This window comes from Methanoculleus methanifontis (assembly GCF_030464365.1).
In the GTDB taxonomy this organism is placed as follows: domain Archaea; phylum Halobacteriota; class Methanomicrobia; order Methanomicrobiales; family Methanoculleaceae; genus Methanoculleus; species Methanoculleus methanifontis.
Genome location: NZ_VCYI01000001.1, coordinates 1 through 12,419, shown reverse-complemented (window position 1 = coordinate 12,419; position 12,419 = coordinate 1). Strand labels below are relative to the sequence as shown.

14 protein-coding genes, 1 tRNA gene and 1 pseudogene are annotated in these 12,419 nt (G+C 61.2%); 12 read left to right on the top strand and 4 right to left on the bottom strand.

Features of this window, described 5'->3' with window-relative positions; translation table 11 throughout:
* Positions 1-41: 41 nt before the first annotated feature.
* Together map and FGW20_RS00070 are read right to left on the bottom strand one after the other, a co-directional pair.
* Positions 42-923 carry a type II methionyl aminopeptidase gene (gene map, locus FGW20_RS00075; protein ID WP_301676073.1) on the bottom strand — a complete coding sequence of 294 codons (882 nt, stop codon included), beginning with the start codon at positions 921-923 and terminating at the stop codon, positions 42-44.
* The gene (locus tag FGW20_RS00070) at positions 920-2,050 is read right to left on the bottom strand and encodes a M24 family metallopeptidase (protein ID WP_301676072.1); all 1,131 of its coding nucleotides are present in this window, start codon (positions 2,048-2,050) and stop codon (positions 920-922) included. The genes map and FGW20_RS00070 overlap by 4 nt, the downstream gene beginning before the upstream one ends.
* Positions 2,051-2,109: 59 nt before the next feature.
* Here FGW20_RS00070 and FGW20_RS00065 point away from each other — a divergent pair, with 59 nt between their 5' ends.
* From FGW20_RS00065 to FGW20_RS00055, 3 genes are all read left to right on the top strand, one after another.
* Positions 2,110-2,343, top strand: coding sequence for a hypothetical protein (locus FGW20_RS00065; RefSeq protein WP_301676071.1), 234 nt, complete (start codon positions 2,110-2,112; stop codon positions 2,341-2,343).
* A 31-nt stretch (positions 2,344-2,374) separates the two neighbouring features.
* On the top strand, positions 2,375-2,674 hold the full coding sequence (locus FGW20_RS00060; RefSeq protein WP_301676319.1) for a hypothetical protein: 300 nt from the start codon (positions 2,375-2,377) through the stop codon (positions 2,672-2,674).
* 39 nt (positions 2,675-2,713) lie between these two features.
* Positions 2,714-2,786: transfer RNA gene (locus FGW20_RS00055), tRNA-Asn, on the top strand.
* Positions 2,787-3,007: 221 nt separating this feature from the next.
* On the opposite strand, the gene FGW20_RS00050 is transcribed toward FGW20_RS00055, so the two are convergent.
* Complete coding sequence (locus FGW20_RS00050; RefSeq protein ID WP_301676070.1) at positions 3,008-3,193, bottom strand: hypothetical protein; 186 nt, start codon at positions 3,191-3,193, stop codon at positions 3,008-3,010.
* 185 nt (positions 3,194-3,378) lie between these two features.
* Positions 3,379-5,919 (bottom strand): PAS domain S-box protein, encoded by a 2,541-nt coding sequence (locus tag FGW20_RS00045; RefSeq protein WP_496197190.1) that lies wholly within the window; start codon positions 5,917-5,919, stop codon positions 3,379-3,381.
* A gap of 491 nt (positions 5,920-6,410) precedes the next feature.
* Here FGW20_RS00045 and kaiC point away from each other — a divergent pair, with 491 nt between their 5' ends.
* The 9 genes and pseudogenes from kaiC (at position 6,411) to FGW20_RS00005 (ending at position 11,570) form a co-directional block, all read left to right on the top strand.
* Positions 6,411-8,165: a circadian clock protein KaiC gene (kaiC, locus tag FGW20_RS00040; RefSeq protein WP_301676069.1), complete on the top strand. Its 1,755-nt coding sequence runs from the start codon at positions 6,411-6,413 to the stop codon at positions 8,163-8,165.
* Positions 8,162-8,473, top strand: coding sequence for a circadian clock KaiB family protein (locus FGW20_RS00035; protein WP_301676068.1), 312 nt, complete (start codon positions 8,162-8,164; stop codon positions 8,471-8,473). Before kaiC ends, FGW20_RS00035 begins: the two co-directional genes overlap by 4 nt.
* A gap of 6 nt (positions 8,474-8,479) precedes the next feature.
* Positions 8,480-8,836 carry a circadian clock KaiB family protein gene (locus FGW20_RS00030; RefSeq protein ID WP_301676067.1) on the top strand — a complete coding sequence of 119 codons (357 nt, stop codon included), beginning with the start codon at positions 8,480-8,482 and terminating at the stop codon, positions 8,834-8,836.
* Positions 8,837-8,858: 22 nt separating this feature from the next.
* Positions 8,859-10,103, top strand: a pseudogene (locus FGW20_RS00025) (PAS domain-containing sensor histidine kinase); the annotation flags it as partial.
* A 4-nt stretch (positions 10,104-10,107) separates the two neighbouring features.
* Positions 10,108-10,362, top strand: coding sequence for an epoxide hydrolase N-terminal domain-containing protein (locus tag FGW20_RS13305; protein ID WP_367617905.1), 255 nt, complete (start codon positions 10,108-10,110; stop codon positions 10,360-10,362).
* A gap of 40 nt (positions 10,363-10,402) precedes the next feature.
* A complete protein-coding gene (locus tag FGW20_RS00020) occupies positions 10,403-10,549 on the top strand; it encodes a hypothetical protein (protein WP_301676065.1) in 147 nt (48 codons plus the stop codon).
* 55 nt (positions 10,550-10,604) lie between these two features.
* On the top strand, positions 10,605-10,871 hold the full coding sequence (locus FGW20_RS00015; RefSeq protein ID WP_301676064.1) for a hypothetical protein: 267 nt from the start codon (positions 10,605-10,607) through the stop codon (positions 10,869-10,871).
* Positions 10,868-11,011: a hypothetical protein gene (locus FGW20_RS00010; protein WP_301676063.1), complete on the top strand. Its 144-nt coding sequence runs from the start codon at positions 10,868-10,870 to the stop codon at positions 11,009-11,011. Before FGW20_RS00015 ends, FGW20_RS00010 begins: the two co-directional genes overlap by 4 nt.
* Positions 11,012-11,060: 49 nt before the next feature.
* A complete protein-coding gene (locus FGW20_RS00005) occupies positions 11,061-11,570 on the top strand; it encodes a pyridoxamine 5'-phosphate oxidase family protein (RefSeq protein ID WP_301676062.1) in 510 nt (169 codons plus the stop codon).
* The last annotated feature ends 849 nt before the right edge of the window (positions 11,571-12,419 follow it).

Genomic DNA, 12,419 nt, shown 5'->3' with positions numbered 1-12,419 from the left:
TATGAGCAGACATATTTGTGCGCGGCATCAATAAGCGTAGCTCACCGGGTGGTGACTTCGCACCCATCCTCGGTGACGATCATGGTGTGTTCGGTCTGCGAGACGAACGAACCCGGAACATCGTGCAGCATCGGGAAGGGATGGAGGATCCCGTTCCGCACAAGGGTGGATAACCCGATCTCGACCTTGTCCCCCGGAACCCAGCGGCGGGAGAACGGGAGCCCCCGGCGCGGCCGGGCGGTCTCGAGGATCCGCTTTGCCGACGGGAGGCGTGCGGGCCGGGCTGCGATCTGTTTGTAGATCTCCACGCGCGTCGCCTCGGTGACCTTCCCCGACCCCGTTGTCGCGAAGGGCTCGATTGCAAAGGCCATCCCCTCCTCGAGGACAGTGCCGCCGTTCATCGCGATATTCGGGATCATGGGCTTACCGTGGAGGTCGTAGCGGTCGAGGCCGTGTCCGGTGAGGTTTGCAACCGGTTTGTAGCCGTGCTCCTCGATCGTCGCCTGGATGATCGTCCCGAGCTCCCCGGTGACGACGCCCGGGCGGACGGCCCCGATCGCCGCCTCGAGGGCAGCCCGGGACGCCTCGACGAGCGCCCCGTGGTCGCCGAGGTCGACGGTCACGGCGGTGTCGGCGATGTAGCCGTCGACGTGTATCCCGAGATCGACCTTGATGAGGTCGCCGCGGGAAAACGTCCGCTCGTCGCCGGGCATGGCGGTATCGTGCGCCGCGGCCTCGTTGAAGGAGACGTTTAAGGGGAAGGCAAGAAGCGCTCCCTCCTCGACCACCATGTTCTCCGTCTCTTCGACCATCTCAAGGAGGGGAGCCCCCTCCTTCACGAGCCCTGCACCACGGCGGAGCACCTTCCTTGCCAGCGCCCCTGCTTCCCGGTAGGCGTCGTAAACTTCGTCATCCATCCTCATAGCGTGAGCTCCTCTCTGTATTGGGTGAACCGGTCAAACCCGGTCTCTGTCACTGCGCCCATGTCCTCCAGGCGGACACCGCCGGTTCCGGGGTAGTAGAGCCCCGGTTCGATCGTGACGACGTTTCCGGGGACGAGTTCCCCGCCGTTGGGTCCGAGCGACGGCTCTTCGTGCACTTCGAGCCCGACACCGTGGCCGAGGCTGTGGGTGAACCCCTGCGTGTTGCTCTCGTAGCCGCGGTCGCGGAAGAACTCGACCGTCGCGCGGTAGAGGTCGGCGCCGACGGCACCGGCACGGAGCATCGATGCGGCGTGAGCTTTTGCGTCCCTGACGGCTTCGTACATCTCCCGGATTGCGGGAGAAGGCTCGCCTTTCACGACCGTCCGGGTCATGTCGGCGTGGTAGCCGGTCAGCTCGTCCTGCGGGAAGATATCGATAAGAATGGGCTCGTTCTCCCGGAGCGGTCCCACGCCGGGACTGTGCGGGAGGGCGGTGTCAAGACCGCAGGAGACGATGGTGTCAATCCCGCGGGATCCGTGGGCGAGGAGGAAGGCGTGCATCTCAGCGCGGACGGCCTCAGAGGTGAGGGGAGCGCCGTCCCGGTGGAGGACGCCCCCTTTCGGGACGGACGACCGGATGAGCGCGATCCCGCGCTCCATCGCGGCCTCAGTAGCCCGCTGGACCGAACGTATCCACTCGATCTCCTCCGGCGTCTTGACCACCCGCATCGCCTCGACCGCTCCCCGCTCGTCAAGCACGACCGGCTGGAACGATTCGAGTTCTCTCGCGAGGGCGAGCGGGAAGTTCGCGGGGACGAGGACGGGGCCGCCGGCGAGGCCGGCGATCATATGGGCGGTCGCACGCCAGCGCGGTTCTCCGGCCTTGATGTAATCGAGGTAGCCTGCGTGGGCGCGGGTGACGACCGCCGCCGTCGATTCGCGGACGGCACGTTCGTGCTCCATCTGCGGGACGACGATCATCCCGCGCTCGCCCGGCTTCTGGACGTAGACCACGGGGTCAGTGGTGCGGAACCGGGTCAGGTAGCGCACGTTGGCATCTATAGACGAGCCGTAGGCCGCGTATGCCGCTAAATCTGCATCCCGGATAGCCGAATCCAGTCCATTCATTCTACTACCTCTCCCGTTGAAACCACAAGTACTTTTACCCGCGCGTTCAAGTATGAATAATGGATGAGGCAACCAAGCAGGTCTTCAAGGCAAAGTTCATCATGCTGACGGTTATGCTCAACGTCATCGTCCTCTGCTTCGCCATGGGTGTCTTCGTCCTCTTCCGGTTTGCGCCCGAAGGGACATTCGGCCTTGCGATCGGTCTTCTCCTCCTCACGGTAGGGGCGGTCTTCTCCGTATCGTTCCGGAAGCAGTACGCCCGGGCGAAGGTCTGGCTGCACGAACAACCATAATAGTGGCGTGGACATCCGCGCAGGCAAACCCATGCTGGCAAAGATCAAATCCGAGATTGAACTCGTCTCAAGGCACCTGGAGGTGATCCGGACGGTCGTGGAGCACCAGCCCATCGGCATCATGAAACTTGCCGACATCCTGGATCTCCCCTACCACCGGGTCCGCTACTCGCTGCGGATCCTGGAGCAGGAGGGATACATCCGCGCCTCGCCGGCCGGCGCGGTGGCAACACCCCTTGCGGACGACCTTCTTTCCACCCTGGACATCGAGGTCGACGAACTGATCGATCTTCTTCGGGTTATCCGGAAGGAGAATTCCCGTAACGTTTAATACGATTCAGTCAAGACATTATAGAGCACTTGTTGCAGTGCCGCCATAACTCAGTTGGTAGAGTGGCTGGCTGTTAACCAGCATGTCACAGGTTCGAGTCCTGTTGGCGGCGTACCCACTTTTATCCTTGTTGTTTCCTGAGCCCTCATCATCTCTCGCAAAGACAGTAAGGGATTGTTGACCCATTCGAGATACACCACGACGGGCATACCGTTCTTCTGCACGCACCAAAGATTCGGGCTGGAAAACCGTACGTTACCGCACCAGAGTCTCCACTCTTCGGCGGTGAACGCCACTTTGCACCGCTACAAACAACCTCACAGCGAGGAAAAACTACTTACTCCAGGGCGATTGGCCCGAGACCAGGAACCTCTCCGGCCGGCTTCCGGCCTCCCCGGCGTCCTGCTTCGCCGCCGCTTCCAGGCACTCCGCGCTGCAGTATGGTACGCTTTCGCCTGCGGTTCGCTCCTTTATCGGGAACTCCCGTCCGCAGTATCCGCAATAGGCTAATTCAGGCATTCGAACTCACCTGAGATAATAGAAGGCGCATCAGAGGATAAACCTTTCCTCAGGATCCAGGTAATCGCCTTGCAGTGACCCAGAACAGTCCATTCAGCGAACCGATGAGATAAATCCGGCGGTTAGTCGCGTGTACGGGGGTGGCGCCTATTTTTACCGGCAGCGACAGGTGGTGCCAGGGAAACCTACGTGGCCAACTTCAGCGTAAACCGGAACGCCGCCCCCTCCCCCGGCCGGCCGGGCACCCGGTCTTCGACCCGGGCTTCCCCGCCGTAGCGCTCCACCAGCGTCCGGACGATGAAAAGCCCAAGCCCCTCGCCGCTTCCCCGTCCCATACCCCGCTCGAACCGGCGGAAGAGTTTCACCTTCACCTCGTCCGGCACGCCCGGGCCGGTGTCCTCGACCGAGACCAGTATCTCCCCGCCCTGCACCTCTGCCCGGACGGTGATCTTGACGTCGGGACCGCCGAACTTCACGGCGTTGCCGATCAGGTTGATAAAGACGGTCGGGAGGAGGCCGTCCGCCAGCACCTCGATCTGCGGGTCAAGGTAGTCGATCAATGCTTCGGGGAACCTGCCGATCTCGTTTCGGATAACTGCGTCGAGGTTCACCGGCACAAGGCCGCTCTCTTCTTCGCGTATCCGCCTGACGGTGGCGACGTTCCTGAGTATCTCGTTGCTTCGCTCGATGCTGGCGTGCAGCTTCTCCGCATAGGTCTTCAGGTCGCCGTCGGCAAGCTCGGCCAGGAGGTCGGCATACATGCCTGAGACGTTGTTCGCGTTCCTGACGTCGTGCGTCATGATGTCGATGTACATGTGCGCCTCGTCGCGTGCTGCTTCCACCTCCGCGCTCTTCTGGATGAGTTCTTCGGTGCGGCGGACAAGCGCTTCTTCCGTCCGCTTGCGCTCGGTGATATCCGATGTAGCCAACAGCATACGCCAGTCTGAAAACGGAAGCGGTACCGTACTCACGTCCGTCCAGATAGTGTTGCCGTCTTCCTTTACGATGTCCATCTCGACATTTCGGATCGCGGTCTGCTCCGTAATTGCACGGCTGCTGGGGAATTCTGCCACAGGCATCTCGGTTCCGTCAGTCCAGATGTATCGACGATTCTCGTAGGCTCCGCGCAGGAGGTCATCTCGCGGCAGGTCGAGGATATCTCCCAGGGCCGGGTTAACGTCCAGTATCTTCCTGTTTTCGTCGAGGACCGAGATCCCGACAGGGAGGAGCTGAAAGAGGGTCTGGAGTTTCTCCTCGCTCTCCCGCAGGGCTTCCTCGGCCCGCTTGCGGTCGATGAAATCGGCGGCCTGGCGCGCCAGCAGGTCGATGGGGCGCAGCTCGTTCGCGGTGGGCTCGTGCGGCCGGCGCCAGTGCGTGGAGAGCATGCCGAGCAGGGCGCCGGCACGCGAGTAGAGCGGCGTGGTCTGCACGGCACGGATACCTGTCTGGAGGTATGTCTCCCGATCGGCGCTGCCGGCCATGAACTCGCAGTCCAGGATGTCCGGGACGATGACGCGCTGCCCGGTGAGCAGGGCTTTACCGCAGGTACTCTCCGAATCCGGGCGCACCCATTCCCAGAACCGGGCGGCTTCTTCGGTAAACCCACGGTAACCCAGGAGCCGGAGTTCCCCCGTGGTTCCGCGTTCCGCATAAAGCATCTGGATACTCGCGAAATCGGCGTCGAGGATCGTCATCGCGGTATCGAGGATCTCTTCGTAAAGCGCCTCGACCCTGTTGGCCTGGATCATCTGCGTGCTGACCTGCTGGAGGCGCCGGGTGGCGTCCAGCTCCGTCGCGAGGGACCGTTCGCTCTGCCGTAACGCGTCCTCGACCTTTTTGCGCTGGGAGATATCTCTTCCGTATACGTTCACGTAGTGGCGATCCCTTAACGGAACAAACGCGAGAAGGTAGGTCTCTGCACCGATGCGGTGCTCCACCTCCTGCCGGACACCGGACGCCAGCGCCGTTTCTGCTATCTCGGCGATATCCGCAGGGGCATCCGTGCCGGGGCCGGTGAACGCCTCTGCAAATGTTGCCCGGGCTGCACTGTTGGCATAGATGATGGTGCGCCCGTTCTCAAGCCGCAGGGTTGGATTGGGATTTTCGGCAGGGAACCGGGCGATGGACTGGAGTTCTTCCTCCGCCCGCTTGCGCTCTACGATCTCGCTCTGGAGCCGGGTATTGGCGTGTTCGAGTTCGGCGGTCCGCTCCTCCACCCGCTCCTCGAGCTCGTCGTGCGCTCTTTGCAACGTCTCCTCCGCCTGCTTGCGTTCGGTCAGGTCCGTGGCAACCAGGGAGAATACGTGCACTCCGTCCATGGAGAGCGGTTTTAAGGAGAGGTGTACCGGAACCCGGCTGCCGTCCTGCGCCTGCAGCGTGCTCTCGCCCGCACTGCCGGACGAATTCGCCTCCACCATCCTCCGAAATCCCGCCGTTTCGGTAGAATCGATGAAGGCGTGGATCGACTCCCCCATCAGCCTCTCGAGGGGCGTGTTCAGCAGTTGTGCCAGGCTGCGGTTACCATAGAGGATGATGCCGTCGACGGAAACGAGCGCCGCTCCTTCCTGCATCTGCTCGATAAGGACACGGTAAGGATGCTCGACGGTCTTTAAGGTGTAGACCTTCTCTCCTTCGTCCGTGGAGACCAGGAAGGCATCGACCTCTCCCCGCCGGATCGCCGAGAGCGCCTCTTCCGCCTCCGAAAACCCCCCGTAGAGCTCCTCCAGTACGCGGAGGAGCTCCTTCTCCCGCGGCAGACGGGGAATGTTCGTATCAGGCAGATACTCCGGACTCTGAGTCGTGTGTCACCCCCAAAGAACGCTTATTGTCTCTTTTAGATCATCGAAAAGATTGAATTGGTCTCTTTACCGATTTCCCTGAAACATGAATTAATTTTTCATTATTTCAATCTTTCAGTAACCGGGCGGGCCGCTATAACCTGCCTCGATGATTCATCGCCGGGATGTTTCGACTGTTCTACGCGGCGATCCCCGGTGTAAACCGGAACGGCGCCGAAGGGGCCTGAGTCGGCGTAAAAGAAATGCATGCGTGAAACGGCCACGCCCCGGCAGGAAGATCGTTCATACCCGGATCGGGATGCCCCACCGCCCCCGGGAGAGAGGTAACGGCGCATGGAGAGAAGCCCGTCACGTCTTCCCCACCGGTACAAACATTTTAACAATCCTGAAGTTCAACAGACATTTTACTGCTGATATATATGTACGACACAGAACAATCCCCGGGACCGGCACGTATCGAGTTGCCGAAAAGCCCGACGGGTATTCAGGGCCTCGACGAGATCACCCTGGGCGGTCTGCCGGGAGGGCGCACGACCCTCGTCGTCGGGAGGGCGGGGTCCGGCAAAACCCTGCTCGGCATGGAGTTTTTGGTACACGGGGCGCTGGAGTTCGGGGAGCCCGGTGTCTTCGTCTCCTTTGAGGAGACACCCGGGGATCTCGTTGAGAACGTCGCATCGCTCGGCTATGACTTAAACGATCTCTGCGAGAGGAACCTGCTCGCGATCGACCACGTGGAGGTATCGAGAAGCGACATCATCGAGACCGGGGAGTTCGATCTCGAAGGGCTCTTCATCCGGCTCGGCTACGCCATCGACTCCATCGGCGCAAAAAGGATCGTCCTCGACACCATCGAGTCGCTCTTCTCCGGCCTCACGAACACCGGCATCCTCCGTGCCGAACTCCGGCGGCTCTTCTTCTGGCTGAAGGACAGAGGCGTTACCGCCGTCGTCACCGGGGAGAGCGGTGAGGCGACCATGACCCGGCACGGCCTCGAGGAGTACATCTCGGACTGCGTGATCCTCCTCGACCACCGGGTGGACGACGAGATCTCCACGCGCCGCCTGCGGGTGGTGAAGTACCGCGGTTCGGTCCACGGCACCAACGAGTATCCCTTCCTGATCGACGAGACCGGGATCTCGGTGCTGCCCATCACCTCCACCGGTCTTTCGCATACCGTCAGCAGCGAACGCATCTCAAGCGGCGTCGAGCGTCTCGATGCCATGCTCGACGGGGAGGGCTTCTACCGCGGCAGCACGATCATGGTCGCGGGGACGCCCGGCACCGGAAAGACCAGTTTCGGCGCGAGCTTCGTGAATGCCGCCTCCCTCCGCGGGGAGAAATGCCTTTATTTCTCCTTCGAGGAGTCCTCGGATCAGATCGTGCGCAACATGCAATCGATCGGCATCGACCTTGCGCCTCACATCGAGAGCGGGCTCCTCGAGATCCACTCCTCCCGGCCGACGATGTACGGCCTTGAGATGCACCTCGTGATGCTCCTCAAGCAGATCCGGGAGAGGCAGCCCGGGGTTGTGGTGATCGATCCCCTGACCGATCTCATCGCGATCGGTTCCACAAAAGACGTCAAGGTCATGCTCACGCGCCTGATCGACTACTTAAAGACGAACCGGATCACCGCGCTCTTCACCCACCTGATCCACACGCGGGAGGAGATGGCTCCCTCGGACCTTGCCGTCTCCTCGCTCATCGACACCCTGATCCAGCTGCAGGACATCGAGTCTGCCGGGGAGCGCAACCGCGGACTCTACGTGCTGAAGTCGCGGGGGATGGGGCATTCCAACCAGATCCGCGAATACCGGATCACCGCAAGCGGCATTCAGCTCATCGACGTCTATGTCGGGCCTGCCGGGATGTTCATGGGAACCGCCCGGCTCATGCAGGAGGCGAAGGAGCGTGCGGAGGCCCAGGCCAGGGACGAGGAGATCGCGGCCCGGCAGCGTGAACTGGAGCTGGAAAGGAACGCCTTAGAAGCCCGGATCGCCGCCCTCCAGAATGAGTTCGCCTCACGGGAGGAGGAGTCGCAGAGGATGATCGAAGCGGAGAGCCGCCGGCAGAAGATGATTGATGCAGGCACCCGCGCGATCGAGAGGCTTCGGAAAGCCGATGATGATAAAAAGGTTCAGGCAACAAGAGGGGAGACCGGGGTGGAGCGATGACCGATGCACAGAAGACAACCGGCGAAAACGGGGAAAAGTGGATCTTACGCCTCTACGTCGCCGGCCAGACACCGAAGTCGCTCGCCGCATTCGCGAACCTGAAACGGATCTGCGAGGAGCATCTGGCCGGAAGATATGAGATCGAGGTGATCGATCTCCTCGAGCACCCCCAGCTCGCCAGGGGCGACCAGATCTTTGCCGTCCCCACGCTTGTCCGGAAACTACCTCCGCCGCTCCGAAAGATCATCGGGGACCTCTCGAACACGGAGAAGGTCCTCGTCGGCCTGGACGTGCAGCCGAGGAGGTGATGCGGTATGGCGAACAGAGAGAACAGGAATACAAAGGACCGGGATTCGACCGCGGATGCGTTCGAGCTGGCGCTGGAGGAGACGGATGCCCGTTATGTCCTGCGGCTCTACGTCACGGGAATGACGCCCCGGTCGCAGAAGGCAATCGAGAGCATCAAGGAGATCAGCGAGGAGCACCTCGCGGGGCGCTACGACCTCGAGGTAATCGACATCTACCAGCAGCCCGAACGGGCACAGGAAGCCCAGGTCGTCGCGACCCCCACGCTCATCAAGCAGTTGCCTCTGCCTCTCCGGAAGCTGATCGGGGATATGTCGGATAAAGACCGCGTTCTGGTCGGGCTTGGAGTCCAGAAAAAGGAGTAACCGGTCCATCGGGTAAGAGACGATGCGGGGTTTAGACCAGCCGTCCGATACGAGCACTCCTCATCTGCCGCAGGAAAAAGAGCTCCTCCGTGTACTGGAGGAGCTCTACGGGGGCTTTTCGGAGGCGGAAGAGACGCTTTCGGCGATCCGGAAAGGGGAGGTCGACGCCTTCCTGGTCTCCACGGATGACGGGGAGAAGATCTACACCTTAAAGACCGCCGAACATCCTTACCGTGTCCTCATCGAGCAGATGCGGGAAGGAGCGGCGCTCGTTTCCGACGACGGCACCATCCTCTACAGCAACGCGAGCTTCGCCCGGCTGCTCGCTATGCCGCTCGGGAAGGTGATGGCCGAGTCGATTCATACCTTCATCGATTCTACCGAAACGGCGGGATTTCGGAGGATGGTGGAGGCGAATCCATCCGGCTGCGCGGGGGAGAGCATGCTGCAAGCGCAGGATGGCCGCCGGGTGCCGGTGTACCTCTCATTGAAGCCACTCTCCATGGACGGGATACAGGTCTTCTCCCTGGTTGCCCTGGACCTGACCGAACGCAAACAGGCCGAAGAGGCGATGCGCAAAGCCTACGATGAACTCGAGGACCGGGTCAAGGGGCGGACCGCCGAACTGGCCGAGTCCAATTCCCGGCTTGTGGGCCTCAACAGGGAACTGCAGACGCTCACCGCCGACCTCATCCGGCAGGCCCGGAACCTCAAAGAGGCACGGAACGAGGCGAACCTGTATCTCGACATCCTGACCCACGATATCGGGAACACCGAGAACGTCGCGAACCTCTATGCCGACCTGCTCCTCGGCACGCTCTCGGGGGATGCACGGACATACGTGGAGAAACTCAAGCGCAGCATCGACAAAAGCATCGAGATCCTCGGGACTGTCTCCGCCATCCGCCGAATTCACTCCGGAACACCGGAACTGAGCCCGGTGGATCTCGATGCGATCATCAGAGAGGAGATCGGCCACTATCCAGAAGAGAACATCAGGTACACGGGTTCGACGTATCTGGTCCAGGTTGACGACCTCCTCCCGGAAGTGATCAGGAACCTGATCGGCAACGCCGTGAAGCACGGCGGTCCCGATGTCGAGATCACCATCCGGGCGGAAGATGCGGGGGGGTTCGTCCGGGTCTCGGTCGAGGATACCGGACCAGGTGTGCCTGAGGACCAGAAGGAGGAGATCTTCCACCGCTACGAACAGAAGAAGCGGGGCGTCGGGGAAGGGCTCGGGCTGAGACTACGGGACAAACCTCGGTTACATGGAGGAACTGGTGGATTACTGGCCGAACCGGTTCGACTGGCGGGCACAGGAAGCGGAGCTGAACCGATTCTGCCACTACACCGCCGACGTCGACAGGCTGGGCATCCACTTCATCCACGAGCGCGGAACCGGCCCGGACCCGCTCCCGATCATCCTCACGCACGGGTGGCCGGACACCTTCTACCGTTACGCTAAGATCATCCCCCTGCTCACCGACCCGGAGGGAGGCAATCCTGAAAGGAAACGTTCGTAACCCCTGAAGTCGAGCTCCATACATCGATGGGGCGATCGAGATGCCGAGGCTGGTACTGATCGATACGGCGACGGGAACGCGGGTCCGGCACCGCATCAGGAGCTGGAAACAGGCCTTAAAGCAGCAGGAGTGGTACGAGACGAAACTCGGACGGCGGGTGCGGATCGAGAAGATCTTCGAACGGTAACGCTGCTCCGGGCGCCGGGAAAGAATGATAGTCGCGCCGGACGTACCTGGCAATCATGCACGGCGATGCGGCAGAACCGGTCTCGCTTGCGGCCGCTATGGAGGCGGCAGAGGTCTCCCACCGGGAGAAGAAGAAAAACCCGGCGATAGCGGCAGGACTTTCGCTCCTCTTCAACGGTCTCGGCCAGGCCTACAACGGGCAGTTCGCACGGGGCGTCCTGGTGCTGCTCGGAAGCCTCCTCAGCCTCTTTCTCATGATCGTTCCGGGGGTGGCGATCTGGGCCTGGGGCGGCTACGACGCCTACCGGACGGCAAAAGGATGAACGAAGGGCTCGTCCCCTACCGGGAGACGAACGCGCTTGCGATCGTCGCGTTCGTGGCCGTCTGGGCGGTGACGATCTTCTCGCTCTCGGCGGCTTCGGCGATGCTGCTCGTTGCGATGGGGCAGCAGGGGACGCTGTAGGCGGGACATGCGGAAGGCTGATGGGGTTTTGCGCCCCATACCTGCTGCAATGAGACGGCAAGACAAGGAAATCGCCGATTCAACGCTGCTTCCCGCGGTTCTCGAGGATGCGTTCGTCTGCAGGATCGGGCTTGCCGACGGGGACTGGCCCTACCTGGTGCCGATGAACTTCGCGTACGCCGATGGACACGTCTACCTGCATTCCGCAGGTGAGGGGAAGAAGATCGAGATCCTGAAGCGGAACAACCGGGTCTGTTTTGAGGCCGAGACCGGCCTGGCGCTTGTGCGTGCAGAGAGAGCCTGCGATTTCGGAACGCGGTACGTCTCCATCATCGGCACCGGCATCGCGTCGTTCGTGACGGACCTTGCAGAGAAAAGCCGGGCCCTCGACCTCCTCATGGAGAAGTATGCCGGAGGCGGATCGTGGTTGTACCCGCCGGCGGCGCTCCGTGCGGTGACCGTGATTCGCATCGACGTCGAGACGCTGACCGGGAAAGCATCCGGCTATACCGAAGAGGAGGTGCGCCGCCTTCTCACCGGGGAACCGGAGGGTTCGTGAACCCGGGGGTGCACGGCGTGTTATTCCTGAGGAAAGAGTGATGCCTGCTCAAACGGGCCGGATTGCAGACACCGGTTTGCTACCGTTACGATTGCACAATGTTTATCTTACGGGGGTGAAGGGGGCGGAGCGGGAAGACCCCACCCTTCCGGGTGGGGATGGAAGCGGAGCCGCCCTTCCTGAAATACGTTTCGAGACGATAGTTTTTTCTTCTCATTTCTGCTAGTAGGGAATATCTGTGTTGCGAGAACCAGGCAACCGGAATGTACAATTTGCTGTAGGGCAGGGACTGCCCAAACAGAATAATCAACGCCTGTGGAGATCGCGTAAGCCCTTTTCGAGGCAAGTTCGATGAAGCAGGAAGCCGCGCCCTTCAGGGGGGTAGTTCACATCCCCCGCATACATACCATGCATCCAGTGAGTAAGTCCTTCCCGAAACGGATGAGGCTACCTTGAGGTAGGTGGGACAAAGTAGGGAAGGGTTCACCGTTCTATTTCTGGCGACCGCAATTGTTGTTGAAGTCGTCCCAAAAGTGCCACATGGTTGAAGATTCACTGGGTTCAGAATGCAATTACGAGCGCTCATAACAAATTGAACGCTTTCCTGTATCAAATTGCTGAAACGGCTTCCCATTGGCTATCGCCACGCGGGGGAGGGACCGGGAGGGGGTGTCCCCCTCCCGGCAGAGGCGTTTTGGGATGGCCTCGTTTTGGGTTTGACTGAGGTGATCCTATAATTATAAGTCCCCTCGGATAAAACTGGGGATCATGGCATTCCGGGAAATTGACGATGATCTCTGGGAGATTGTTCAGAAATACCTCCCCCCAACAAAGCCGCACATCGGTCGA